Source organism: Thermococcus radiotolerans, from assembly GCF_002214565.1.
In the GTDB taxonomy this organism is placed as follows: domain Archaea; phylum Methanobacteriota_B; class Thermococci; order Thermococcales; family Thermococcaceae; genus Thermococcus; species Thermococcus radiotolerans.
On the sequence record NZ_CP015106.1, the window covers coordinates 1 to 21,845 of the forward strand.

Consider the following 21,845-nt stretch of genomic DNA (forward strand, 5'->3'; position numbering starts at 1 on the left):
CGGGGACGCCGCCGGCCACTATCCTTCTGACACACTTCTCGCAAGTCTTAAATCCTTTGGGCACGTATTTCTTTCCGATGAGTTCGATGGTTTCCGAGGACGAACTTCGGAGAAGATGGGAGAGAACTGTTGAGCGGCTTTTTCGGGAGAGGATCATCCGAAGCGAGGCCGTTAGAAAGGCTTTTCTTAAGTATCCGCGCTACCTCTTCGTTCAGAAGCGGTACTGGGACTACGCCCACGTTGATGAGCCCCTCCCCATTCCCGCGGGGCAGACGATAAGTGCCCCTCACATGGTGGCGATAATGCTCGAGCTGGCCGAGCTGAGGCCCGGGATGAAGGTCCTTGAGGTGGGAACCGGCAGCGGATGGAACGCAGCCCTGATAGCTGAGCTCGTAAAGACCGACGTTTACACAATAGAACGGATTCCCGAGCTTGTCGAATTCGCGAGGAGGAACCTCGGGCGAGCTGGGGTGGAAAACGTCCACGTGATTCCCGGGGACGGCACGAAGGGCTTTCCGCCAAAGGCACCCTACGACAGGATAATCGTCACCGCCGGGGCGCCAAAGGTTCCCGACCCCCTTGTGGAGCAGCTAAAACCCGGAGGAAAACTGCTGATACCCGTTGGGAGCTACCACCTGTGGCAGGACCTCCTGGAGGTCCTCAAGCTCCCCGACGGTTCAACTGAGACCAGGAACCATGGGGGTGTTGCCTTCGTGCCGCTCATTGGGGAGCACGGCTGGAGGGGGTAGGCTTTTAAGTTTCCCCTCGCTCTCTTTTCAGGTGGTACGATGGTCAAGCTCATAGCCTTCGATCTCGAGGGGACGCTGGTCAAGTCGGTCTCCAGCTGGGTGGAGCTTCACAAGAGGTTTGGAACCTGGGAGAAGGGAAAGGAATACGCCGAGCTCTTCTTTGCGGGAAAGATAGACTACGTGGAGTGGGCCGATCTCGATGCCTCCCTGTGGAAGGGCCACACCAGGGATGAGATTATGGAATGGGCGAACTCGGTCGAGTACATGGATGGAGCAAAGGAGCTCATCGAGTTTCTGAGGAGGAACGGCTTCAAGATAGCGATACTCAGCAGCGGCCTCATGTGCCTCGCCGGAAGGATAGCGAAGGAGCTCGAGGTTGACTACGTCTTCGCAAACGAGCTGGTCTTTGAAAACGGCGTCGTTACCGGGAAGGTCAACCCCCTCGTTGACTTCAAGAGCAAGGGAACCATACTCCGGGAGCTGAAGGAGGAGCTGGAGCCGGAGCTTACTGTGGCCGTCGGCGACGGCTTCAACGACCTGAGCATGTTCAAGGAAGCCGACGTCAGCATAGCGATAAATCCCCACGAGGGCGTGGAGGGCGACCACAACGTTGAGAGCCTCTACGAGGTCATGGAGATCGTCAAGGGACTCATAGAAGAGCGGGGTCAGTGAAGGGCGTGTTCATCACCGCTCGGCAAAGCAAAAGCTCGTCATCCCCCTGTTGGCCCGACCGGAATCCCCACCTCACTCCTCCGTGGGGTGGGCGGACGCCGGGCCGGATAAAGGTTCGACGACGGTTTTAAATCCTTTTCTCACAGTCCGGCTATCTTGAGCTGAATCCACCAGAATATGTCGCCCCAGAAGTAGCTTATCAGGAAGCCGAGGAAGAGAGCCGGAGCGAAGGGCATCGACTTCTTTCTCAGAAAGCTGTTTTCAAGCCTTCCCTCCTCAACGAGCCGCTTGAGTTCCTCGATCTGCTCCCTGCTCAGGCCCTCCGCACTGGAGGAGGCTATAACCTTGCCGTAATCAGGATGGAGTGCACCCAAGTCGGCACTGAGGAGGGCGTTCTTTATCCTCGTGAAGGTGTCCGTTCTGTCCCTGAGTATTTCTCCGTCCTTCTCAAATACAGTCTCGCCCAGGATGTCCCACTCCCTGAGCTTCTCCACCGCCACCTCTTCCATCAGAACCTCGGTGCGCATGAACTTCACAAGGGATAGGAACACCTTAAACAGGTACAGCACGGCGAGGAGCTTTAGAAACGCCCCCACGGCGGTTGATGGTTCCTGATAAATCAGGTAGGCCAGGACGCCGATTCCTATAGCATCTCCAACCTTCCTGAACTTTCCGAGGACGTATATCACGCCGATTGTGAATACCCACGACCACAGCCCGACGATTGAGACCCCCGTGGTCTCGTAGATTATCAGCCTGAGGCCGAGGGCGGCCATTATCCAGAGGGATAGCTCAAGGGTAAGCTTTGCCCTCTCGGTGAATATGGCCCTCAGCTCGGCGAACTTCCTTCTGGCGATGAGCACCCCGAAGGCGTAGACGAAGATGAAGGGGAATATCGCTATGATGCTGTTTAGAAGTATCGTCAGGGGGTAGAGGGGGTACTCAACGGTGTAGGGGGCGACGATAGAGGCTGTTGCCGGTGCGTAGGGCAGGAGCGCCGAGAAGCCGGCGAGTATCACCGCGTCACCGCTCGCCCAGGCCCCGAGATAGTAGAGGAGCAAACCGAGGACGAAGCCCAACACAAGCCCAACGAAGCCCGATGCGGCTAGGAGCGCATCTCCCTGACTGATTCCAAGGTAGAGGTAGTAGATTATCCCGACCTCGACGGCAGGTATTATCAGCCTGGGAATCCACCCTGGAAGACTTTCTTCCCCTTCCTCCCCCTCCTCCCATCCGAGGAGCTTTCCTATCAGGGTGAGCGTCGGAAAAATGTGGTTGTCAAAAATGAATCCCGTCTTTGCATCGGTGTACGAAGTAACGACTCCCATAACCAGCCCCAGAATCAGGGGAACGTAATCCATGATTCCACCTCATAGATCTTCGAGAATCTGCTTCCTTACCTGGGTTGTGTAGTTTGATATTGCCTCGTTGAGGTTCCTCGTGCCGTTGAGAACCACTCTGGCAGCTATGGTCACCAGAACCAGAACCGCCGCCAGCATGAACAGGTACTCAAGGGCTCCCTGGGCTCGTCTCATCTCTCACACCTAAACCTTCTTCGGCGCTAAAGGATTTAAAAGTTTCCATCGGCTAAGCTTTTAAGGGAAAAGTTAAGGCGGAATGTGGTGAAAATGAGGGTCTATCACCTGAGGGTTCGAGAGGAGTACCTGGACTACATAAAGTCCGGGGAGAAGCGGATAGAGGTTAGGGTTGCCTATCCGGGGCTGAGGGGAATACAACCCGGGGACAAGCTCATATTCAACGATTCGATTCCTGCTGTAGTCACCGGAGTCAAGCGCTACGAGACCTTCCGGCAGGTTCTGAGGGAGGAGCCGATAAAGAAAATCTTTCCAGACGAGCCGAGCTTCGAGAGGGCGGTGAAGAGGTTCCACGGCATGTATCCGAAGTGGAAGGAGAACCGCTACGGGGTCATCGCCATAAGGTTCAAGCTCCTCGGTGAGGGGAGATGAGGCACTTAGAGTTCGATGGGCGCTACGCAGAGGCCATACTGAGCGGAAGGAAGAGGGCGACGGTGAGGCTTGGAAGAAAGCCGAATCTCAAACCCTGCGACGAGGTTCTCATTCATTCGGGCGGCTACGCGATAGGGAAGGCGGTTATCGAGAGAGTCGAGAGCAAAACCGTTGGCGAGCTCACCGACGAGGACGCTTTTCTGGACGGTTTTTCGAGCAGGGAGGAGCTGATAAGGGCCCTCAAAAGCCACTACAAGTACGTTAACGACGATTCCACCGCCCACGTTATAGTCTTCCGTCTCGTGGAGCGCTTCGAGAAGCCGGTCATGAGCTCGGACTACGCCTACGAGGGCAATTTGCCGGTGGAGATAGCCGAGAAGGCCCTTGAGCACCTCGACCTCTCCGAGGAGGACAGAAAGCTCCTCGAACTTTTCCTCCGGGCGGGAAGTCTGAGAAAGGCCGCCCACAGGCTTGGGGGCATGGACAAGAGGTACCTGATTAGGGACGCCCTCAGGAGGGCCTACGAGGAGCTGAAAAAGAGGGGCATCATGGGGCCGAAGGTTTGAGCCCCTCGAGGACGTTCGTTTCTCCGCCGTTCTTAACGGCCGAAATCACAACCGGAATGAGCTTGAAGGTTCCGCCGTGGATTACACGCTTGAGGTCTCTCATGAACGTCTCCATCTCGAACTCGTCCCGGAATTCCAGCTTGGCTATGAAGTCGTACTCCCCGTAGAGCCAGTACCCTTCGACGGGGAGTTTTTCCAGAACCTCGTCCCGGACGCCCCAGACGAGGAGTATCGCCTCGATTTCCATCACCTCTGCTTCGTCCCCGGGAGCGGATAAAAGTCTTTCTAACGTTTTTCCGTCATAGGTGCAACTTTCTGAAAGATTTTAGGGCCCGACTTGTCGTTCTGCCGGGCAAGGGTTTTAACGTCCGCACCCAACCCTCTCAGGTGATCCTGATGAAAGCAGTCTTCTTCGATTTCGTGGGCACGCTCATAACGAAGGAAGGCGAAAACGTTACCCATCAGAACATCGTGAGGGAGGTTCTCAGAAAGGCCGGGAGGGAAGATCTCGACTACGTGATGCTCTGGGAGGAATACGAGACCGAAAGCTCTGCGATGTTCAAGGAACTGGCCGGCAAGCCCTACGTCAAAATCCGGGACGTCGACACAGAGGCCATGCGGAAGGTGGCCGAGCGCTACGGTTTTACAGTTCCCGATGACTTCTGGGAGATAAGCATCACTATGCACGAGCGTTACGGCCAGCTCTTCCCGGATGCCGTTGAGACAATTAAGGCCCTCAAAGACCTCGGCCTCCACGTCGGAATCATAACCGACTCGGACAACGACTACATCGAGGCCCACCTCAAGGCCCTCGGAATCTACGACCTGTTTGACTCCATAACGACCAGCGAGGATGCCGGCTTCTACAAGCCCCACGAGGGGCCCTTCAGGCTCGCCCTCGAAAGGGCCGGCGTTGAAGCGGGCGAAGCCCTCTACGTCGGCGACAACCCGGCCAAAGACTGCGTTGGGGCCAAGAAAGCCGGCATGATGAGCGTCCTCCTTGACCCGAATGGTACGAAGAGGGAACTGTGGGGGAACTGCGACTTCGTGGTTTCAAAACTGGGCGAGGTCGTTGAAATCGTGAAGGGTCTGATGGAAAAATGAGGGGTCGGCAACGGCAGGGCTCTTCATCGCCCCAGGGGCTCGCCTAGCGAAATTCTCGTCATTCCCCCTCTTCTTCACTCCTTGAGCCTCTGGTAAGCCGCGTAAAGCCTCTGGAGAACGGTTATCCAGGCCAGAACCGCAACCGCATAGACACCGTACTCAACGTAGCCGAAGAGCGCGGTGATGATTATTATCAGCAGCCTCTCGGCCCTCTCGGCTATCCCAACGGCCAGCCTTCCGGAACCGGCCAGTTCAGCCCTGCACCGCTCGTAGCTCACCAGGTAACTCCCCATGAAAGCTATGAACGCAACGCGCCAGTCCACGAGGTTTCCGAGGGCTATCCCGAAAAGAACCGCTCCGTCGCTTATCCTGTCGAAGGTGGAGTCGAGGAAGGCCCCAAAGCGGCTCGTCTTTCCGGTGAGCCTCGCGAGCGTTCCGTCGAGGGCATCTATAAGCGAGCCGAAGAGCAGAACGAGGGCTGCTATGGCCTGCTCGCCGCGGTAGAAGAAGTAAGCGCCGGCGAGGCTTATCAGCAGACCGAGGACCGTTATCTGGTTCGGTGTAACGCCGGCCTTCGCGAGTGGTCTGACGATGGCCTCGAGGTAGCCCTTCACGTTCTCGCGGTACCTGTTGAGCAACGCCCTCACCTCATTCCAGCTCGATTACCCTCTTGCCCCTCTCCTGCGGGATTATCTTGAGCTTTGCGTTCTCAAAGCTTTTCCTCAGGCCTTCCCCCTTCAGGAGCCTGTCCAGGAAGACTGCCAAGGCGGCGACCTCGCTGTGGGGCTGGTTCCCAACTCCGACGTTGTAGTCGGCCATCTCGTAGACCTCCCTGGGCACCTTCTCGGCGCCGACGACGACGAGAACGTCCCGGCCTTCCTCCAGCTCTTTTCGGATCCGGGGCATCGCGTCGTCTATGTGAATTCCGTACATCGTGAGGTGGACTATCGCTCCCCCGCGTTCCTTCCACTCGCGCATGAACTTCCTCCAGCCCGGGTCGAAGGATATCTCGAAGGGCCCTCCCCATCTCCGGACAACGTCCTCGACGCTCTCCCTCACGTGCTCGTCTTCTTCAGCCGCGATGATTATTTTATCCGCCCCGAAGGCCCTCGCCGTCAAAGCGACGTGGGTCGTTATCCTCTTGTCCCTCTCGGGTCTGTGTCCGAGCCTTAGAACTACTATCATCATACCTCCCCCGCGAATATCTTCCAGTATCTGGTGAAGTCGTCCCTCCAGGTCATGTTCTTGTAGAACTCGTACATGGTTTTTACGTCTTGCTCTATTTTGCCCGTGCCGTACTCGCTCAGCACCCTGTTCAGGTCCTCCTCGTTGGGCGCCGAGGCGAAGAGGAACAGGGCGTACAGCCTCTCGTTCTCGTCGAGGTTGTTCATGACGAGCATGAGCTTTGACCTCAGCTCCGGCTTCAGTCTCTCGGTTACCTTCTTCAGGAGCCTGTCCTCAAGGTTCGCGAGGAAATCGCCTGTGACGTCAACGTGCTCGTGCCCCTGAAGGGTCGCCGGTGCCTGGGCGACTATCCTGAAGCCGTCGCGCGTTACGAGCTGGTACACCTTGGGGAAGTACGGGCTGGCGAGGTAGTCGTCAACGGAACCAACGAAGCCGTGCTTTACGTCCACGATGTACCACCCGTCGGCGGTGTAGAACTCGGTCATGGGTCTCATCGTGCAGTCCGTGCCGTTGGAGAGTGTTATGATTCTGGCGGGGATATCAACCGAACGCAGCATCGCCGTGATGAGTATCTGGGCCTCCGCGTAGCTTACCCTGTCCTGGGGAAGTATCCTGTCTGGCTCAAGGGTCGAGGTGGTGTCTCCCAGGGAGTATGTCCTCATCATCCAGCTGTATATTGCCTCCACGGCCTGCGGCTCCGACTCGGCGCTCCGGATTATTCTGAGCGTCGTGTTCCTGAACTCTGTTCTGTTGAACTCCGACGTCGAGTTGTAGCGCTCCATCCAGTAGCCGTCGACTATGTACTCATCGGTTACCCAGTGGTACTTCAGGCCGTAGGCCTCCTTTAGAACCTCGGTGCTCTGGTTCCACGGCTCCCACACCACCTTCAGCGGGAAGCTCTTGACTGTGCTGCCCTCGGCGCCGCTTATCGCGTACTTGAGGATGGCCGATATGTAGCCCTCGCGGTACGCGTACGGTGCCCTCACGGTGTACCTGACCCTCACCTCATCCTTTCCATCGACGGACGCTGGAAGCGTCCCCGCGCTCACAACCTTCATGCCGTTGAAGAGGTTGAAGCTGAGGTCGCGGAGTTCTATCGGGACGTCCAGCTGGTTCTTAATTACCACGGTTATATCTGCGGTTTCCCCGCCCTCGATAACCTCCGGTGCCTCGACGTTCACCTCGACCTCGTCTGAAGGACCGGCCTCGCTTGACACCGTTATCCTGAACTGCCCGTAGAAGCCCGTCCACGAGCGCTTGAGCTCGTCGGTAAGCTCGAGGGACAGCTTCAGGTTGTAGACACCCGGTTTTAGGGGCGCCCTTAGAATCCAGACCAGCTGCACCGCATCGCCGACCGGAAGTATCTCCGGAAACTTCGGCTCCTGGAGTATCTGGAAGCTGTCGTCTCCGAGAACGAGCGTCGCACCGGTGAGTCCGACCTTCCCGGTGTTGTTGACGAGTATCATGACGTGAATCGTCCCGCCCGGTCGAACGAGGGTCTTGTCAATCGAGAAGTTAACCTCTGCCGGAGGCTTGAAGAGGCAGCCTGAAACCACCACGATGAGAATCAGCAGCAGGACGGGGATTAACTTCCTCATGACCATCTTCCAAACCCTTTAAAGCCCCAACCGTTAATAAGCTTTAGGTGGTGCGGATGATAACCCTGACGACTGACTTTGGCCTTAGGGGCCCCTACGTGGGGGAGATGAAGGCTGCCATGTTGAGGCTCAACCCGGAGGCGGTAATCGTCGATGTCAGCCATTCAATAACCCGGCATTCCGTTCTTGAGGGATCGTTTGTGATGGAGCAGGTGGTCAAGTACTCGCCCGAGGGGACGGTTCACGTTGGCGTGATAGACCCAGGCGTTGGAACCGAGAGGCGGGCGGTTATAATCGAGGGCGAGCAGTTCCTCGTCGTCCCGGACAACGGTCTGGCCATGCTTCCCCTCAAGCACATCAAGGCGAAGAAGGCATGGGAGATAGACTTCGAGAGGGTGAAGCGCTTCACCAAGTGGGAGATAAGCTCGACCTTCCATGGAAGGGACGTTTTTGGACCGGTTGGGGCCCTGCTGGACGCGTGGGTCGAGCCGGAGAAGCTCGGAAGCGAGATTCCACTGGAAAGCTTAATTAGGCTGGACGTCGAACCGAGGAGGGAGGATGACCTCTGGCTGCTCAAAGTGTTATACATCGATGACTTTGGCAACGTCATCCTGAACCTTGAGGGCTACGAAAGGCCGGAGAGGGTTGAACTGCCCGACCGTGGTCTCAAGATACCCTACCTAGACACCTACGGTCAGGTAAAGCCCGGCGAACTGCTTGCACTCCCCGGAAGCCACGACTACCTCGAGATAGCCGTCAACCGGGGGAGCGCGGCAGAAAGGCTCGGCCTGAAGATCGGGGATGAGGTTAGGGTGAGGTTAGTTCAGTAGAACTGAACGAAACGTTCAAAAATATTGAACGAGAGTTATGACCATGCTCAGCAAACTCTTCACGACTGAAAGAAGGGTGAGAATTCTCAGCAGTTTACTGGAGAAGGACACGTTTGGAGTCGAAGAGGTAGCTAGGGAATTAAAGGTGAGTAAGGGTACAGTTTCCTCATACCTCAAAGAGCTCATTGAGGGGGGATTAGTGAGGAAAGAAGGGCGAAGGTTCAGATGGGTAGATGAAAACGCACGGAGAGAACTTAAACGTGAGGTGAACTACTGGAGACTTCGTGAAAAGCTCATTCCTTTGAAGAGTGACTGGATAAAAGCTCTTGGAGTCTACGGGAGTTTTGCAAGGGGTGATAATAAAAGGGACAGTGACGTTGATGTCTGGATTTTGGTTGAAGAAGAAGATCCTCTCAAAGTTGCTGAACTTCATGAAAACCTTGAACTATTAACCGGAAGGAAGGTTGACCTAATGGTTCTTACCAAGGAACGGCTCAATCGCCTTAAAGTTGAAAATCCCTATCTTTACTGGAACCTTAAGTTGGTGTCTTTAACAATATGGGGGACTCTGAATGAAGTTTGAGGTGTGCATAGAGAGAGGTTACCTCGAGCAAATTGAGCCCTCTATGGAACTAGCCAAGTTAAGCATTAAAAGAGCCAAAGAAACTCTTCTCTCGGCAGCTAAGAACGTTGAGATTGGCGTCTACGACGGTGCGCTTTTACTGGCCTATTTGGCGATGTTCCATGCCGCAAGGGCAATTCTGTACCGTGATGGTTGGCGAGAAAAGAGCCACGCCTGTGTCTCAGCGTACTTGCGCGAATTCTATGCCGAACGGGGGAGGTTGGATCTTAAATGGGTTAGATACCTTGATTACGTTCGTAATCTCCGTCATCAGAGCCAGTATGATGTTGGGTTTTCTCCCGAGTCTACTCTCGTTGTGGAAATCATGAAAATTGCAAAGAGTTTTGTGGAGGAGATGTCAAAATTGGTTGGGGGTGATTGAATGGTCAAGCGCGGTCTATTCGTCGGCCGGTTTCAGCCGGTCCACAACGGCCATATAAAGGCGCTCGAATTCGTTTTTTCACAGGTTGATGAGGTAATCATAGGAATCGGAAGCGCCCAAGCTAGCCATACGCTGAAGAACCCCTTCACGACGAGCGAGAGGATGGAGATGCTCATCAGGGCGTTGAACGAGGCAGATCTCAACGACAAGCGCTACTACTTGATCCCGCTCCCGGACATAAACTTCAACGCCATCTGGGCGACCTACGTCGTCAGCATGGTTCCGCGCTTCGACGTCGTCTTCACAGGAAACTCGCTCGTCGCCCAGCTCTTCCGCGAGAAGGGCTACGAGGTCATCGTCCAGCCGATGTTCAGGAAGGACATCCTCTCGGCGACCGAGATAAGGAAGCGCATGGTCGAAGGACAGCCCTGGGAGGAGCTCGTGCCCAAGAGCGTGGCCGAGTTCATCAGGGAGATAAAGGGCTGCGAAAGGATAAAGATGCTCGCGACGAACCTTGAGAAGAATGAGAAGGAGCTCCAGGCGCCGATAAGGATTCCGGAGTTCTGACTATTGGGACAACGGCAGGGGATACCCGGGCTATACACGCGGGAACGTGCCCTTGCTCACAGGAGTAGGTCTAAACGAATCATGTTGATTGCGTTGGGGTTATTTCTTGCTGGGCTTGTTTTTCCTCCACTGCTATTGGGAGCGTTTGTAGCGTTCTTGATAGGCCTTAGGGAATACAACGCTTACAAAACGTGGCAAAAAGGGTTCATGGGAGAATTCCGTGTTATTGATGAACTGTATATCCCCAGTAGCGTCCTTCTCTCTGACATTCATTTGCCTGGCAGGAAGGGCAACGTTGACCATGTTCTGGTTAGTCCCAAGGGCATTTTTGTTCTCGAGACCAAAAACTATTCTGGGGAATACTGGGTCAACGGGGAGGTTTGGAAGACTAGGGGATACATGGGCAGAAGACGAGTGAAAGTCAAAATACGGAGCCCTGCAGTGGAGGTTCAAAAAGAAGTCAAGGCAGTATCGTCATTTCTCAAAAGGAAGGTTGGAAAGGACTACCAACTCTACCCTCTCATTGTCCTTACGGGAGATGCCAATGTTCATGGAATCAAGACCTCTGAAATTCCGATACTTCATTTAGAGGACGTACCCAAGTATATCGACAATTTTCCCACCGTACTGACTCAGGAGGATGTCTCTGAAGTGTCTCAGGCCTTAGGCGGATACGCGGCCCACGTAAAAGACATGCGTGGGGACTCTGAAGTGGGCAACTTTAACTAGCTTCTTACTCTTGAATAAATCCCCTCTTCGCCAGCCTCCAAAACATCGCTCCAGCCATCAAAAATAGTCCCAAGCTAGCCGCGTACGGCAGCGTCGCGTGGACGCTCGCCAAAGCGCCGGCTATGAAGGGAGTACCTAGACCGATAAGCCTGTTGTAACTCGATATCGCTGCGTGGAACTCACTCGCGCGCTCCTTCGGAATAAGCGAGAACTGCCAGGAGCGGTAGAATGGGAACCAGAGGGTGTTCCCAAAGTCGCCGAGGGCGTACACCGCCAGCGCCAGCCAGAAGGGCGGCGAGAGGGCCATGACCAGAGCATAGAAGGCGTTGATGAACATCCCGAGGCCGATGACTTGGAAGCCCCTTCCCTTCGGAACCCTCTCGCTGGCGTAGGTTCCTATTATCGAAGCGAGGCTGCTCGCACAGGCTATCAGCGTTACCTCGAAGACCGTTTTGTGGAGCACGAATACCACGTAGTTTATGAGTACCAGCTCAGGGGCTAGAGCCCAAGCGAGCGTTAGTAATGCCTCAAAGGCTAGGAGAACCTTAAACTCACCGACCTTAAAAGTGAAGCCCTCCGGCGTTATTCTCTCCTCTCTGCCCACCGAAGGGAGGAATCGCCAGATGTATGCCACCGTGACGGCCGAGAAGAGGCCGAAAAATATGAACGCCCAGCGGTAGCTCTCCGCTCCGGGATAGAGGTAGCCGAAGATGTAGCCGAGGATCGGGAAGGTTATCAGCCTCGCTATCTCCGGCAGGCGGAGATGCCAGGCGAATATCTCCTCGTACTTGTCTTCGGGGTAAATTATCTGCTCGTATGCGCGGTAGAGGGGATAGAGAATCGTCGAGAGCTTCTCCACGGTCCTTCCGACGAAGAGCACGAGCGGGGCCATGGCGCCTCTGGCAAGACCATAGAGGACGTAGGCGATGCCGTCGAGTATGTCTATCGCGATGAGCCCCTTCTTGATGTCCCAGCGGTTGAAAAGCCGGCCGAAGAGATACGTTAGGGGAATCGCAACGATGTTGACGGCTGTGAAGAACGCCCCGACCTCGAGGACGGAGTAGCCGACCTTCATCATGTAGAGCGGGAAGAGTATCCAGACTATCAACCCGGGAGCGATGAGCGTGTGGTAGAGCATGTATGCCCTGGCTTCCCTCGGAATCTCACTCCAGCGCATCTGAAGCCCCGTTCATATTACAACTGAGATTTTTAAACGTTTCTCAGACACTTGGCGTAAACCAGCACCGGCTCACCCTACTCATGAAGACTGCGGGCTTGCTAAACGCACTCACCGGCTTAATTTTTCAAGAAGCTTTAAATGGAGTTCCCCCAAGTTCGGATGGCGGTCAGCGTGCTGAGGAGATTGATTCCACTCACGGCGTTTTTCATCGTCCTTCTGGTTATCCTCGGGCTGCTGTTCGTCAACCAAACCCCTAACCTTCCGCCCTGCGAGGGCAACACCACCTACACCCCCGCTCCCGGGGTCAACGGCTCCCTCGGCGTCCTGATAGTCTACATGGATCCGGGCATAAGCCACGAGAGGGCGGAGGCCGTTTTTGACGCGGCTAAGAAGGCGGGTGCGAAGTGGGTGAGGATAGGCCTCATCTGGGCGCTGGCCGAGCCCTCACCAGGGGAATACAACTTCACCGAGTTTGACTGGATAATCAACGCCGCACTCCAGAGAAACCTCTCCGTGCTTCCCGTCGTGATGTTCACGCCTAAATGGGCCTCAGGAAAACCGGACGCGAAGGACTACTACCTCTATCCGCCGGCGAAGGGCGAATACCTCCGCGATTTCGGGAGGGCTCTTGCCATACACTACCGGGGGAAAATAACCCACTGGGAGCTCTGGAACGAGCCCGATATGAGGGGATTCCTCAAAGATCCAGATGGAGACGGCTCGACCGCCGATGATTACGCGGAGATGCTGGCCCACTTCTACGGCGGCATAAGGGCCGGAGACCCGGATGCAAAGGTCGTCCTCGGCGGGCTTGCCAATTCGAAGGTCGAGCCCTCCTGCGAGAAGGGCTACCTCCGGAAGCTCCTGAGCGACCCTGACTTTCCAGCCGGGAGGAACTTCGATGTGGCGAACATCCACACGAACTTCCGGAGTCCTGAGGATATAATTCAGGAAATCCGGGAGACCCGGGAGATCCTACGTGAATTCGGCCTCGAAAAGCCCCTCTGGATAACGGAAACAAGCTACACCCCCGTCAAAAGGTTCCAGATTCTGCCGTGCTATCGGGGAGAGGTCGGTTTTGAGCGTTATATTCACGACGCGCTCGTGGTCGAGCTGAACGAAGGCGCCGAGGTGGTCTTCTGGGCGGCCCTCCACGACTACGGGAACGACCGGCCGGAGAGCGACCCCTACAAGTACTCCGGGCTCTACACCTACGATCTGAAGCCCAAAAAGGCGGTGGAAGTGTTTAGAGAGTTGAGCGAGGAGCTGGGCGGTTAGGGCGCTTCAAATCGCCCTTGCCTAACCACCCCTCAGATCAACTTCTTCCGGAACACCAGCACGTTAGGCTCCTCAGTCTCCTCCCAGAGGAAGAGACCGAGCCTCTTCAGTCCCGGCAGGAGGGGCTTAACACCGCTCGGGAGCATTACCTCGAACTCCTCCCATCCCCTCTCGCGAGCAACCCAAGCCATTCCCGGGAGCGTGGCCTTAAGCGTTGCCAGCCCAACGTCGAGGGGCGTGAACGTTGCCTCCCCCTTCGGAACGAGGAAGCGGAAGCCGTTGATGTCGTAGAGCTCGGCCTTCGCCTTCAGCCATTCGAGGCTCTCATGACTCCTGCGGAGAAACTTCAATCCGGCGGGAATTACGCCGAGGGTCAGGTCTTCCAGGCTGGGCTCTATCATCGCTGGCTCCTCGGGCTCGAAGGCGGAAACTTTCGCCCCCAGGTTGAAGAACTTCGCGGTTATCGAGAAGCCGTCTCTCTTTGCCATGGCTATGCTCTCGCGGCTGAGGAAGTAGGTCGCGAACTCAAGGGCCTCAATCCTTCCCTCGCGGGCGAGTCTCTCGCCCAGTCCGAGCATGAAGTTGTGGAGCTTCCTCCCGTAGCCCCTGCCCCTGTAGTCCGGGTGAACCCTCAGCCCCTCAAGCCAGCCAACCTTTCCCGGCAAAAGCGTCATCTTAGCCGTGCCGATGACCTTTCCGTCCAGCTCAAGCACGTAGAAGTTATCGCCGAGCCACTCGTCGAAGACCCTCGCTAAGTAATCCTCGCCGCCCCACGTCAGCCTCGCTATTTCCTCGATGAAGGGTTTATCTTCCGGCCTTGCCTCGCGGATGAGCGGTTCCATGGTATCACCAGGAAGAGTTGGGGAAACCTTTTAAGGTTCTTTCGTTATTACGATTGGTGATGTTAATGAATCGTCTCCTCGCGATTGCCGTCGTATTGCTCATCATTTCGGCTTCCCTTGGATACGCCTACCACGAGAAGGAGGCGGAGGTTGAGGATGCCAAGGCCGGCCTGTTCGCGGTTTCAAACACCGCGCTATACTGCATGACGGACATGTATGCGCTCAAAACAATGCTCGAAAACAACGCGAGCGAGGAACTCATAAGGGAGCGGACTGGAAGGTACGCCCACTGCGCGCAGATGCTCGCGGAGGCCACAGTATCGCTCTACGATATCAATGGGGAGGAGAAGTACTGGAACCTCCACGTCGCGGCTGCAACTCTCGCGGTCTACTTCAGTCACGCTACAGGCAGCGAGGATCCGCGAGAAGTCGCGGCCGAGAATTTGGACGTCCTCCTGAGTATTGAGGACGAGATTTCGAGAATATATCGGGCGTGGGGCATGGGCAACGTCACTGAAGACATGACATCCAATCTCTTCAATTTGACCCAAGAGCTCTCGTGGTGAGGGCAAAGAGTTTGATGCGATAAAGTTTTCCAAACTTACTGGTTTCATTCAGGCTACGGGCTCGGGAACGTCAGGTTGAACATCAGCCCACCGGTCATGTTGAGGATGCTCTGTTTTATTTCCTGGGCCGTGGCATTGAACGGGGCCACCTTTTCGATGATGTCAAGCGTTCTCAGCTCGTCCTCTTCTTCACAGCCCCCCTTGAATGGCTTTGTAACTTCAAGCCGCTTTAGCATTCCAGTTTTCTCATCAACCTCGCCGATGATGAACCAGCACAGGGAGATGTTTTCAGACGAGGCGCACTCGATCTCAAAGTCAAACCAGCTCCCGTTTTCAGGCAGAATAGCCACATAATTACCACAAGCTCTGGGGGTGTTGTTTGAGGGTATCCCCAGGAGGGCCGTTAAATTTCGGTATAGCCGATAGTAAGCCCTCATGACGGTCATCTGCGCAGTCTCAGAAGAGACACCAATTACTTCTCCAGTGGTATGATTGACCCGGTACCGTATCCACGGAAAGTCCCTAACGCGGGTGCTGTTAGGATAGTACGCAGTGATCTGAACATAGACGATATCACGCTCGGCCCATCCGTGGATGTCACGCCACACCCAGAAAACGCCTTCCCTGGGATCGTAGCTCGCCTCAAAGCTCCAAGTAGAGATGCTCTCCACAGTTAGGGAGGCGTTTCCAAGCTCTTTCATTATGTCGGGCCGAGTTTTTTGGAGGTATCCAATTGCCGCTCCAATGTCCCGCCCGTACTCGCTCCAGATGATGAGGCTGCATTGCTCCTGCTGTTTCTTGAGTCTCTCGACGTCTTTTTTTAGCCCATCGATTTCGAGGTTTAAGTGAACTAGCTGGACGATCAAGATGAGGATTATGATGACTGGAATGACTGTTTTTAGCTCGTCATTCATGCGGCATCCAGTACTAATAACGTTTCAAGGTTTATAAATTTACCTTTGAATGTAGTGTCATGCCCGGGCTTCCGGAGAATTAAACAGCGTAAACGCGAGTAGCATCGATGATAGAAATGCAATAAATGCCGCGAAAAGTGAAGCATTCAAAACGTTCGAACCCTTCTCAATCAGCCACGCGAAGGTCAGCTGCGAAAGCGGGATCACCAGCGTCACGAGGGCGTCAAAAACGCCTCTGACAGTTCCAAGGCTCCGCAGAGGGATGAACTTCTGCATCAGACTGTCGAATGAAACGTTGAGGAGCTCCCCGCCGAAGCCAAGGAGGAAAACCGCCGGGAACAGCGCTACCACCGCCGGAACGCCGACGATGAGGAGCGCGATGCTCTGGAGGAGCATTCCGGCAATGAGGGGGCGTCTTAAACCCGCCAGCCTCTTCCGGGCTAAGTATGTCAGCCCCGCAACGGCGACGAGGCTTCCAACCGTCGTGAGACCCTGAAGGAGACCGTAGAGGACCTTACCTTTTGCGAGTTCCCTCAGGGAGGCGAAGACGAATATCCTGAAGGAACCGAGAGCGAAGTTGAAGAGCAGCACCGAGGCGAGTACTCCAACCACGAGCCGACGGCTGATTTGTAGCCGTTTCTCTTCCCTTGCCTTCTCTGTCCCTTCGCGCTTCACCTCGACGTTCAGGTAGGGAAGGAGCGTGAGTGCCCCGAGGAGAAGGAGAACCGCGTCGAGGAGCATTGTCCTTATTCCGAAGCGATACGCCAAGAACCCCGCCAGCGGAAACGCCACGAGTGAGACATCGTTCCCTACAGTTGCCAGTGCCGCGTTCAGCCCCTGAAGCTCAGACTCGTCGAGGGTCATTGAGGCTACCAACGAGAAGCCATAGTAGCGGTGGAGTATGTCCAAGGCGGAGATGCCCGAGACTATGAGGTAGAAGGCCGGGACGTTCGAGGAGAGCGGTACTATGAGAACCGCCAGCAGGGCCTGGAGGATGAGCGCCAGAAAGGCCAGCCTCACCTTTTTGACCGTTCTATCGAGAGTTCTCCCGAGGATTGGGGGGAGGATGACCCACGGTAGGTGTGTGAAGAGCGCAAAACCGCCGATGCTCAGTAGCGAGCCGGTTGTGTCTAGCAGACTCCAGGGTAGGGCGACGCTCTCGATGGCATCTCCGACGATTCTGAGGGATGACGTGAGCATGTGAAGGCGGTAGAGGGTTCGCTTCATAAATGCACCTCGACGGTTTCTGCCTTAAGCTTTATCCAGCGGAGTTTAAACTGCTCACCCCTGACCGGAAAGGCTAAAGGAGTGACCACCCTATGCACAACCATGGCCGACGAGGAGCTTGTCAGGGAAGTTCAGGAGCTCAGGAAGGCACTTGAAGAGCTCAGGGAGAGCTTTGCAGTTGTCTCCCAGATGGCGCAGGCTTACCTCCGGCTCATCAACATCTACGCCCAGTACGGCGGGCTCAGTGTGGACCTCGTCGTTCCTGAGGTCAGAAGCGACCCGATAGCGCGTGAAATCGTCCGGATTCTCTTCGACCTGAAGAGGGCAAATGTGAGTCAGATAGCGCGGGAGCTGAAGGGGAGGCGGGGAAAGGCCTCACGGAACACCGTTAGGGCTAAGCTGGCCGAGCTGAAGGAGATGGGAATCGTTGTCGAGGCCCACGGCGAGAGGGGAAAGGTTTACGCCCTCTCCCCCGAAGTGGTCAAAAAGTGGCTCGAAATGATCGGAATGCCGATTAGGCTTGACCAGACTAATGATTATTGAGGTGGTTGATATGGTGGATGAAAAGGTAGGAGTCCCGAAGAAGCTCGAGGAGCTCCTCGACGAGCTGGTCGAGGGGATAAGGAACGCCCAGAGCATGGAGGAGGTCGAACTCCTCAAGAAGAAGGCCGAGATTGTAGAAGACCTCATCCAGACCTACGAGGGCGACAAAGACCTCGAAAAGATACCGGCCATCATGGATAAGGTCGGTGACATGATGGAGGACATCCTCAAGCCGCTCAAGGAGCTCCTCAACGAGCTGTACAGCCCGGAAAGGGTCCAGGCGATGGGGAGAAGCGTGGCCGAGTTCTACAAGAACCTGGCCGAGGCTGGGATGGACAAAGATGCCGCCCTTGAGCTGACGAAGGAGTACATGGACGCGATAAACCCCGGAAAGAAGCTCATGGAGATGCTCAGTGGGATGATAAGGGGCGGAGGACACAGTCAGTGGATTCCCAAGATTTCCAAGGAATCCGGCGATGGGGAGGAGTGAATTTGAGATCCCTCTTCCACTTTTTTCTTCGACTGCCCGTGATAGCGTTCAGGATGGCTGGCATAGTTAGAGTAGCAAATCGGGCGAAGCGGCGGTTCCGGAGGGAGCTTGTAGAGAGCGGCCTTCCCGAGGAAGTTGTTGATGTTCTTGTCGAAGAGTTCGACCCCGGGAAACCCCTGAGAAAACTTTTCCAGAAGTCCGCCTATCGTCCTTGATGGTGTCCCTCTTTTGACAGAGGTTATAACCTCTGATGAGCACCTTACAGCATGCTCCTTACATCCTTCACCTTGGGCCGGGCTATTTCCTCAATGAAAGGCCTGTCTTCGGGTTTGGTCTCCCGGATAAGTGGTTCCATTCCCCTCACTAACTTTTTTATGTCCAGGGTTTATTGAACCGTTGAGGTGCCGAGTATGATACCTCAAACCTACCTTAAAGTTCTCCGCAGGCTGTATGAGCGCTTGGAAGATGCCGGCGTCAACTGGGTCGTCACTGGAAGCCTCGGCTTTGCGCTCCAGGGGATTCCGGTCGAGCCTCATGATATCGATATTCAAACGGACAGGGATGGTGCCTACGAAATTGAGAGCCTGTTCTCGGAATTCGTGGTGAAGCCTGTGGAATTCCGCGAGAGCGAGGCGATTCGCTCGCACTTCGGTGTGCTGATGATAGACGGCGTTAGAGTTGAGATAATGGGGAACATCCAGAAAAAAGTGGGCGGTGAATGGGAGCCACCGGTAGATATACTCAGGTACAAGCGCTTTGTGGAGATCGAGGGCATGAAAATCCCGGTGCTCGACCTTGAGTACGAGTATGGTGCATATCTCAAGCTTGGCCGTGTTGAGAAGGCGGAAATGCTGAGGAAATTTTTGGAAGGGAGCGGGAGATAGCGGTGCCAGCTACCTGTTCTCCCTCCCCAAGGAAATCACAAAGTTTCCGTTTATCCTGAACGAGGCGACGATCGTCCTGAACGAGAGGTAGTCGAGGGGGGCATCAAAGCTCTCCGTCGGTTGAAAACCTACCCTTACCCTTCTCTCTTGGCCCCTTGGAACCCGGAGAACCTGGCTCTCGACGGAGGCTTCCAGGCCTTTCTGGGCTATGGGTGTGATTCTGAAGGTTGAATCTTTTCCCCGGTTGAGGATTCCGATCTCGGACGAACCCTCATAGGCGACCGCGTCGAAGGCATCTTCCCCGCTCTCAAAGGATATCCCCGCTATCCGGGGCATGGTCGCGCCCTGTCCGGGCTGTCCTCTAAAGTAGACCCTCAGATAACCGTCGCCCTGGATGTCGGTGAAGGCAACGCCGTAGAGCCTCTCACCGTGGAAGTCGACCCTCCTCCTGAAAACTCTGAACTCTGAGAGGGAGTGTTCGCTTAGGAACTCTTCTACGAAAGTGCCCTTTCCGAACCTGAACAGCCAGAGCTGCTTCCTCTTGGAAGGTATCACCGGGTAAAAACCGAGCTTCCGGTAGAGGTTGAGTGCCGGGAGGTTGTCATGCTCCGTCATTAAAAACTGGACGTTGTGTCCTATACTTTCGGATATCCTGATACATTCCTCCACCAGCGCCCGCCCGATTCCCCTTCCTTGATATCTCGGATGCACGACAAGGTTAACTATCTCCGCGTAGGGAGGAAAGACGGTATCCAGAGTAACTTTTCCGACGACTCTGCCATCTAGTAGCGCCACCAGAACCCGAGAGTAGTTCTTCATGCTCCCCCATATTCCCACGAGCCTTGGGCTGAACTTCCAGCCGAGATGCTCGTAGAGTTCGGCGACACCGTCGGCGAATTCTTCTCTGAACTCGATAACCCTGAGGTTCATAGGAATTATCCCCGGATTTCTTTTCACAACTCTCTGAATATTCCCTTAAAGAGGTTCTGTTCTGCGGTTTCAGCTCCTGAACCTCTCGTAAATCAGCTCGTCGAGGTATCTCCCGTCGCTCCAGACATGCTCTCTGAACCGTCCACTCAAAGAGAACCCATTCTTTTCAAGGACGCGTATGGAGGGTAGATTGTCCTCATGAACCTTCGCCCAGACCTTGTGCAGGTTGAGGTGTCTGAACGCGTACTCGCAGAGGAGCTTCACCGTCTCCGTTCCGTAGCCCTTTCCCCGCTCCTCCGGCGAGAGGTAGTACAATATCTCACCCCATCTCGCGCTCCAGTTAATCCCGTTGAAGCCCGCTACACCCACGAGCGTTCCCTCTTTGTTCTCAACGACCGCAAAGATAGGCGCTTTGTCTTTGTTCTTCTTCAGCTCCTCATAAAACTCCTCCTCTTCCTCCGGAAGGGTGAAGTGAGCGGAGTTGAAGAGGTGTCTGACGGTGCTCCTGTTGTTGAACCACTCCCAGCTCTTTTGGAGGTCTTCCCTGAGGAGAATCGCCAGAGAGACCTTTTTGCCCTTCAAAATTATCGGTCTCATCTTCCTCCCCCATATTACAACACGAAAGCGTTTTAAAGGTTTTACTGTGAAGTTGTCTCAAGTGGTACCGATGGAACGGTGGGTGAGGGGTACCGTACTGACGGCCGCGCTAACTGGGATGATTCTCTCCAATCTCTTCATTGACCTTGGATACGCACAGAGATGGCTCGATCTCGCCGAGTTAATTTTCCTTGTCGTTGCTGTCGTTAGGTTCTCGGGATACAGCAGAGAAGAACTGGGCCTTGGCGGGGAATTCAGCCTTCTCAAGCACGTTCTGTTTCCCCTTGCATTCTTCATCCTGCCACTAGTCCCGGTCCTCTTCGTGCCCCACCGGAGTGTTTCTCCTAAGATTTTTGCCCTCTATTTTCTCAACTATCTCCTCATCGCTGGTCTGCCCGAGGAGCTTCTCTTCAGGGCACTTCTCTTTGCCTCCTTTGAGGAGCGCTTCAGCGGGATAACTGCCCTAGTTGGGAACTCTGTAATTCACTGGCTCATTCACTTTGGGGTTGGTTTGAACATGTCCCAGCTGATGGCGGCGTTGGTACTTTCCTCCTACCGTCTGACGTTCCGACGGATTGAACCCCTGATTATTGCCCACGCCCTTTGGGATGCCGTTTTTATCGCGCTGAAGCCCAGTTTTGTTGGTTCATGGAGCCTCGTTATCATGGCACCTTTCGCTGGAGCGTTTCTCTCGATTTTAATTTACCTTGCTGGCCGTAGCCAGCAAATAGAACTTAGTGTAGGGTGAGTTCCATGAACCCGGTCATAGTCTTTGTCGTTTCATTCCTCCTGTGGGCCTCTAAGGGAATCTACATTGGTACGTTAGTGGAGCGTTTCAAGGGCAGATTCAACGAGATAACCGCTTACTGGCTGATCACATCTTTGTTCAACGTTCTTTTGGCAGTCCTTGTAACCCTCCTCTGTCCCGACGTTTACTTTGTCAGCTGGAGCTTTCCGGTTAGAGAGTTCCTTATCTTCTTCGCCCTTTCGGTCCTCGCCGTCATCCCTGGCTTAAAGGAACTCTGGCGCTTCATCGAGCCGAAAACTGGGGAAGAACAGAAAGCCGCAGAGCCTTTCAGGAATTTGGGCCTTATCGAGGCTTCGGTTCTCCGGATCATAAGCTCCGCTCTCCCAGAGGAACTCGTCTTTCGTTACATCTTCCTGGGCCTTCTCTCGCTCTGGGACCCATTTGCGGGTCTAATCGCTGTGTCCATGTTCTTTGGCCTCGGCCACAGGTTCTCCCACAGGGAGCGTGGATTGGGTCTTCTCATCTCCAACGTTCTGTCAGGTATAGTCTTCGGCCTGGCCTACCTCTATACCGGGAGCCTTTTGGTGGTCATGGTCATCCACTGGCTCGGTAATATGATCCCTTGGGCCATGATGAAGTACCCTGGGGTGAGAAATGTTATCGCCGCAGCAACGG

The 21,845-nt window shown here is 55.0% G+C and carries 29 protein-coding genes and 1 pseudogene; 18 read left to right on the top strand and 12 right to left on the bottom strand.

Going from position 1 to position 21,845, the window contains the following annotated elements; genetic code table 11:
- Window positions 1-86: 86 nt before the first annotated feature.
- Window positions 87-749, top strand: coding sequence for a protein-L-isoaspartate(D-aspartate) O-methyltransferase (locus tag A3L10_RS00005; RefSeq protein WP_088865825.1), 663 nt, complete (start codon window positions 87-89; stop codon window positions 747-749).
- 39 nt (window positions 750-788) lie between these two features.
- Window positions 789-1,421, top strand: coding sequence for an HAD-IB family phosphatase (locus tag A3L10_RS00010; RefSeq protein ID WP_088865826.1), 633 nt, complete (start codon window positions 789-791; stop codon window positions 1,419-1,421).
- A gap of 140 nt (window positions 1,422-1,561) precedes the next feature.
- Here A3L10_RS00010 and A3L10_RS00015 read toward each other — a convergent pair whose 3' ends face one another.
- Window positions 1,562-2,782: an A24 family peptidase C-terminal domain-containing protein gene (locus tag A3L10_RS00015; protein WP_088865827.1), complete on the bottom strand. Its 1,221-nt coding sequence runs from the start codon at window positions 2,780-2,782 to the stop codon at window positions 1,562-1,564.
- Between the two features lie 9 nt (window positions 2,783-2,791).
- Window positions 2,792-2,956 carry a class III signal peptide-containing protein gene (locus A3L10_RS00020; protein WP_088180842.1) on the bottom strand — a complete coding sequence of 55 codons (165 nt, stop codon included), beginning with the start codon at window positions 2,954-2,956 and terminating at the stop codon, window positions 2,792-2,794.
- 93 nt (window positions 2,957-3,049) lie between these two features.
- Between A3L10_RS00020 and A3L10_RS00025 the strand changes: the two genes are divergently transcribed.
- Both A3L10_RS00025 and A3L10_RS00030 read left to right on the top strand, forming a co-directional pair.
- Entirely contained in the window at window positions 3,050-3,388 is a 339-nt protein-coding gene (locus A3L10_RS00025) for an ASCH domain-containing protein (RefSeq protein WP_088865828.1), read from the top strand.
- Entirely contained in the window at window positions 3,385-3,954 is a 570-nt protein-coding gene (locus tag A3L10_RS00030) for an ASCH domain-containing protein (protein ID WP_088865829.1), read from the top strand. The genes A3L10_RS00025 and A3L10_RS00030 overlap by 4 nt, the downstream gene beginning before the upstream one ends.
- Here the strand turns inward: A3L10_RS00030 and A3L10_RS00035 are convergent.
- On the bottom strand, window positions 3,935-4,201 hold the full coding sequence (locus A3L10_RS00035; protein ID WP_088180839.1) for a hypothetical protein: 267 nt from the start codon (window positions 4,199-4,201) through the stop codon (window positions 3,935-3,937). The genes A3L10_RS00030 and A3L10_RS00035 overlap by 20 nt on opposite strands.
- A gap of 149 nt (window positions 4,202-4,350) precedes the next feature.
- Between A3L10_RS00035 and A3L10_RS00040 the strand changes: the two genes are divergently transcribed.
- Window positions 4,351-5,058 (top strand): TIGR02253 family HAD-type hydrolase, encoded by a 708-nt coding sequence (locus tag A3L10_RS00040; RefSeq protein WP_088865830.1) that lies wholly within the window; start codon window positions 4,351-4,353, stop codon window positions 5,056-5,058.
- A 74-nt stretch (window positions 5,059-5,132) separates the two neighbouring features.
- On the opposite strand, the gene pgsA is transcribed toward A3L10_RS00040, so the two are convergent.
- From pgsA to A3L10_RS00055, 3 genes are read right to left on the bottom strand one after another with little or no spacing between them, the layout of a single operon-like run.
- Window positions 5,133-5,696 (bottom strand): archaetidylinositol phosphate synthase, encoded by a 564-nt coding sequence (gene pgsA, locus A3L10_RS00045; protein WP_088865831.1) that lies wholly within the window; start codon window positions 5,694-5,696, stop codon window positions 5,133-5,135.
- Window positions 5,697-5,706: 10 nt separating this feature from the next.
- Window positions 5,707-6,243: a tRNA (cytidine(56)-2'-O)-methyltransferase gene (locus tag A3L10_RS00050; RefSeq protein WP_088865832.1), complete on the bottom strand. Its 537-nt coding sequence runs from the start codon at window positions 6,241-6,243 to the stop codon at window positions 5,707-5,709.
- Window positions 6,243-7,847: a transglutaminase-like domain-containing protein gene (locus tag A3L10_RS00055; RefSeq protein WP_088865833.1), complete on the bottom strand. Its 1,605-nt coding sequence runs from the start codon at window positions 7,845-7,847 to the stop codon at window positions 6,243-6,245. The genes A3L10_RS00050 and A3L10_RS00055 overlap by 1 nt, the downstream gene beginning before the upstream one ends.
- A gap of 50 nt (window positions 7,848-7,897) precedes the next feature.
- Here A3L10_RS00055 and A3L10_RS00060 point away from each other — a divergent pair, with 50 nt between their 5' ends.
- From A3L10_RS00060 to A3L10_RS00080, 5 genes are all read left to right on the top strand, one after another.
- Window positions 7,898-8,671 carry an SAM hydrolase/SAM-dependent halogenase family protein gene (locus A3L10_RS00060; protein ID WP_088865834.1) on the top strand — a complete coding sequence of 258 codons (774 nt, stop codon included), beginning with the start codon at window positions 7,898-7,900 and terminating at the stop codon, window positions 8,669-8,671.
- Between the two features lie 43 nt (window positions 8,672-8,714).
- Window positions 8,715-9,254, top strand: a complete 540-nt coding sequence (locus tag A3L10_RS00065) for a nucleotidyltransferase domain-containing protein (RefSeq protein WP_232460985.1) — start codon at window positions 8,715-8,717, stop codon at window positions 9,252-9,254.
- Complete coding sequence (locus A3L10_RS00070) at window positions 9,244-9,675, top strand: HEPN domain-containing protein (RefSeq protein WP_232460986.1); 432 nt, start codon at window positions 9,244-9,246, stop codon at window positions 9,673-9,675. Before A3L10_RS00065 ends, A3L10_RS00070 begins: the two co-directional genes overlap by 11 nt.
- A complete protein-coding gene (locus A3L10_RS00075; protein WP_088865836.1) occupies window positions 9,676-10,242 on the top strand; it encodes a nicotinamide-nucleotide adenylyltransferase in 567 nt (188 codons plus the stop codon).
- Between the two features lie 81 nt (window positions 10,243-10,323).
- Window positions 10,324-10,971: a nuclease-related domain-containing protein gene (locus tag A3L10_RS00080; protein ID WP_232460987.1), complete on the top strand. Its 648-nt coding sequence runs from the start codon at window positions 10,324-10,326 to the stop codon at window positions 10,969-10,971.
- A 4-nt stretch (window positions 10,972-10,975) separates the two neighbouring features.
- On the opposite strand, the gene A3L10_RS00085 is transcribed toward A3L10_RS00080, so the two are convergent.
- Window positions 10,976-12,148, bottom strand: a complete 1,173-nt coding sequence (locus A3L10_RS00085; RefSeq protein ID WP_088865838.1) for an MFS transporter — start codon at window positions 12,146-12,148, stop codon at window positions 10,976-10,978.
- Window positions 12,149-12,310: 162 nt separating this feature from the next.
- Here A3L10_RS00085 and A3L10_RS00090 point away from each other — a divergent pair, with 162 nt between their 5' ends.
- Entirely contained in the window at window positions 12,311-13,429 is a 1,119-nt protein-coding gene (locus tag A3L10_RS00090) for a beta-galactosidase (RefSeq protein WP_088865839.1), read from the top strand.
- A 32-nt stretch (window positions 13,430-13,461) separates the two neighbouring features.
- Here the strand turns inward: A3L10_RS00090 and A3L10_RS00095 are convergent, their stop codons facing one another.
- Window positions 13,462-14,271, bottom strand: a complete 810-nt coding sequence (locus tag A3L10_RS00095) for a GNAT family N-acetyltransferase (RefSeq protein ID WP_088865840.1) — start codon at window positions 14,269-14,271, stop codon at window positions 13,462-13,464.
- Between the two features lie 59 nt (window positions 14,272-14,330).
- Between A3L10_RS00095 and A3L10_RS00100 the strand changes: the two genes are divergently transcribed.
- Window positions 14,331-14,837, top strand: coding sequence for a hypothetical protein (locus tag A3L10_RS00100; protein WP_232461033.1), 507 nt, complete (start codon window positions 14,331-14,333; stop codon window positions 14,835-14,837).
- Window positions 14,838-14,890: 53 nt separating this feature from the next.
- Here A3L10_RS00100 and A3L10_RS00105 read toward each other — a convergent pair whose 3' ends face one another.
- On the bottom strand, window positions 14,891-15,751 hold the full coding sequence (locus A3L10_RS00105) for a hypothetical protein (protein WP_088865842.1): 861 nt from the start codon (window positions 15,749-15,751) through the stop codon (window positions 14,891-14,893).
- 57 nt (window positions 15,752-15,808) lie between these two features.
- The gene (locus A3L10_RS00110) at window positions 15,809-16,978 is read right to left on the bottom strand and encodes an MFS transporter (RefSeq protein WP_088865843.1); all 1,170 of its coding nucleotides are present in this window, start codon (window positions 16,976-16,978) and stop codon (window positions 15,809-15,811) included.
- A 102-nt stretch (window positions 16,979-17,080) separates the two neighbouring features.
- On the opposite strand from A3L10_RS00110, the gene A3L10_RS00115 reads away from it, so the two are divergent.
- From A3L10_RS00115 to A3L10_RS00130, 4 genes are all read left to right on the top strand, one after another.
- Entirely contained in the window at window positions 17,081-17,521 is a 441-nt protein-coding gene (locus A3L10_RS00115) for a winged helix-turn-helix domain-containing protein (RefSeq protein WP_088865844.1), read from the top strand.
- A gap of 10 nt (window positions 17,522-17,531) precedes the next feature.
- Complete coding sequence (locus tag A3L10_RS00120; protein ID WP_088865845.1) at window positions 17,532-18,011, top strand: hypothetical protein; 480 nt, start codon at window positions 17,532-17,534, stop codon at window positions 18,009-18,011.
- Between the two features lie 2 nt (window positions 18,012-18,013).
- Complete coding sequence (locus tag A3L10_RS00125; RefSeq protein ID WP_394335102.1) at window positions 18,014-18,226, top strand: hypothetical protein; 213 nt, start codon at window positions 18,014-18,016, stop codon at window positions 18,224-18,226.
- 195 nt (window positions 18,227-18,421) lie between these two features.
- Entirely contained in the window at window positions 18,422-18,895 is a 474-nt protein-coding gene (locus A3L10_RS00130; RefSeq protein WP_088865847.1) for a nucleotidyltransferase domain-containing protein, read from the top strand.
- Window positions 18,896-18,904: 9 nt separating this feature from the next.
- Here the strand turns inward: A3L10_RS00130 and A3L10_RS00135 are convergent, their stop codons facing one another.
- Window positions 18,905-19,825: a GNAT family N-acetyltransferase gene (locus tag A3L10_RS00135; RefSeq protein WP_088865848.1), complete on the bottom strand. Its 921-nt coding sequence runs from the start codon at window positions 19,823-19,825 to the stop codon at window positions 18,905-18,907.
- A gap of 69 nt (window positions 19,826-19,894) precedes the next feature.
- Window positions 19,895-20,422, bottom strand: a complete 528-nt coding sequence (locus tag A3L10_RS00140; RefSeq protein ID WP_088865849.1) for a GNAT family N-acetyltransferase — start codon at window positions 20,420-20,422, stop codon at window positions 19,895-19,897.
- 70 nt (window positions 20,423-20,492) lie between these two features.
- On the opposite strand from A3L10_RS00140, the gene A3L10_RS00145 reads away from it, so the two are divergent.
- Both A3L10_RS00145 and A3L10_RS00150 read left to right on the top strand, forming a co-directional pair.
- Window positions 20,493-21,170, top strand: a complete 678-nt coding sequence (locus A3L10_RS00145; RefSeq protein ID WP_088865850.1) for a CPBP family intramembrane glutamic endopeptidase — start codon at window positions 20,493-20,495, stop codon at window positions 21,168-21,170.
- A gap of 5 nt (window positions 21,171-21,175) precedes the next feature.
- A pseudogene (locus tag A3L10_RS00150) lies at window positions 21,176-21,775 on the top strand (CPBP family intramembrane glutamic endopeptidase); the annotation flags it as partial.
- Between the last annotated feature and the right edge of the window lie 70 nt (window positions 21,776-21,845).

Excerpts from the sequence above, each read along its gene's own strand:
- A3L10_RS00055 (WP_088865833.1), bottom strand. The coding sequence starts at position 7,847 with ATGGTCATGAGGAAGTTAATCCCCGTCCTGCTGCTGATTCTCATCGTG.
- A3L10_RS00010 (WP_088865826.1), top strand. The coding sequence starts at position 789 with ATGGTCAAGCTCATAGCCTTCGATCTCGAGGGGACGCTGGTCAAGTCG.
- A3L10_RS00030 (WP_088865829.1), top strand. The coding sequence starts at position 3,385 with ATGAGGCACTTAGAGTTCGATGGGCGCTACGCAGAGGCCATACTGAGC.
- A3L10_RS00025 (WP_088865828.1), top strand. The coding sequence starts at position 3,050 with ATGAGGGTCTATCACCTGAGGGTTCGAGAGGAGTACCTGGACTACATA.
- A3L10_RS00015 (WP_088865827.1), bottom strand. The coding sequence starts at position 2,782 with ATGGATTACGTTCCCCTGATTCTGGGGCTGGTTATGGGAGTCGTTACT.
- A3L10_RS00105 (WP_088865842.1), bottom strand. The coding sequence starts at position 15,751 with ATGAATGACGAGCTAAAAACAGTCATTCCAGTCATCATAATCCTCATC.
- A3L10_RS00120 (WP_088865845.1), top strand. The coding sequence starts at position 17,532 with ATGGTGGATGAAAAGGTAGGAGTCCCGAAGAAGCTCGAGGAGCTCCTC.
- A3L10_RS00135 (WP_088865848.1), bottom strand. The coding sequence starts at position 19,825 with ATGAACCTCAGGGTTATCGAGTTCAGAGAAGAATTCGCCGACGGTGTC.
- A3L10_RS00035 (WP_088180839.1), bottom strand. The coding sequence starts at position 4,201 with ATGGAAATCGAGGCGATACTCCTCGTCTGGGGCGTCCGGGACGAGGTT.
- A3L10_RS00095 (WP_088865840.1), bottom strand. The coding sequence starts at position 14,271 with ATGGAACCGCTCATCCGCGAGGCAAGGCCGGAAGATAAACCCTTCATC.
- A3L10_RS00050 (WP_088865832.1), bottom strand. The coding sequence starts at position 6,243 with ATGATAGTAGTTCTAAGGCTCGGACACAGACCCGAGAGGGACAAGAGG.
- A3L10_RS00075 (WP_088865836.1), top strand. The coding sequence starts at position 9,676 with ATGGTCAAGCGCGGTCTATTCGTCGGCCGGTTTCAGCCGGTCCACAAC.
- A3L10_RS00130 (WP_088865847.1), top strand. The coding sequence starts at position 18,422 with ATGATACCTCAAACCTACCTTAAAGTTCTCCGCAGGCTGTATGAGCGC.
- A3L10_RS00070 (WP_232460986.1), top strand. The coding sequence starts at position 9,244 with ATGAAGTTTGAGGTGTGCATAGAGAGAGGTTACCTCGAGCAAATTGAG.
- A3L10_RS00065 (WP_232460985.1), top strand. The coding sequence starts at position 8,715 with ATGCTCAGCAAACTCTTCACGACTGAAAGAAGGGTGAGAATTCTCAGC.
- A3L10_RS00060 (WP_088865834.1), top strand. The coding sequence starts at position 7,898 with ATGATAACCCTGACGACTGACTTTGGCCTTAGGGGCCCCTACGTGGGG.
- A3L10_RS00100 (WP_232461033.1), top strand. The coding sequence starts at position 14,331 with ATGTTAATGAATCGTCTCCTCGCGATTGCCGTCGTATTGCTCATCATT.
- A3L10_RS00115 (WP_088865844.1), top strand. The coding sequence starts at position 17,081 with ATGGCCGACGAGGAGCTTGTCAGGGAAGTTCAGGAGCTCAGGAAGGCA.
- A3L10_RS00085 (WP_088865838.1), bottom strand. The coding sequence starts at position 12,148 with ATGCGCTGGAGTGAGATTCCGAGGGAAGCCAGGGCATACATGCTCTAC.
- A3L10_RS00090 (WP_088865839.1), top strand. The coding sequence starts at position 12,311 with ATGGCGGTCAGCGTGCTGAGGAGATTGATTCCACTCACGGCGTTTTTC.
- A3L10_RS00110 (WP_088865843.1), bottom strand. The coding sequence starts at position 16,978 with ATGAAGCGAACCCTCTACCGCCTTCACATGCTCACGTCATCCCTCAGA.
- A3L10_RS00145 (WP_088865850.1), top strand. The coding sequence starts at position 20,493 with ATGGAACGGTGGGTGAGGGGTACCGTACTGACGGCCGCGCTAACTGGG.
- A3L10_RS00080 (WP_232460987.1), top strand. The coding sequence starts at position 10,324 with ATGTTGATTGCGTTGGGGTTATTTCTTGCTGGGCTTGTTTTTCCTCCA.
- A3L10_RS00005 (WP_088865825.1), top strand. The coding sequence starts at position 87 with ATGGTTTCCGAGGACGAACTTCGGAGAAGATGGGAGAGAACTGTTGAG.
- A3L10_RS00020 (WP_088180842.1), bottom strand. The coding sequence starts at position 2,956 with ATGAGACGAGCCCAGGGAGCCCTTGAGTACCTGTTCATGCTGGCGGCG.
- A3L10_RS00140 (WP_088865849.1), bottom strand. The coding sequence starts at position 20,422 with ATGAGACCGATAATTTTGAAGGGCAAAAAGGTCTCTCTGGCGATTCTC.
- A3L10_RS00040 (WP_088865830.1), top strand. The coding sequence starts at position 4,351 with ATGAAAGCAGTCTTCTTCGATTTCGTGGGCACGCTCATAACGAAGGAA.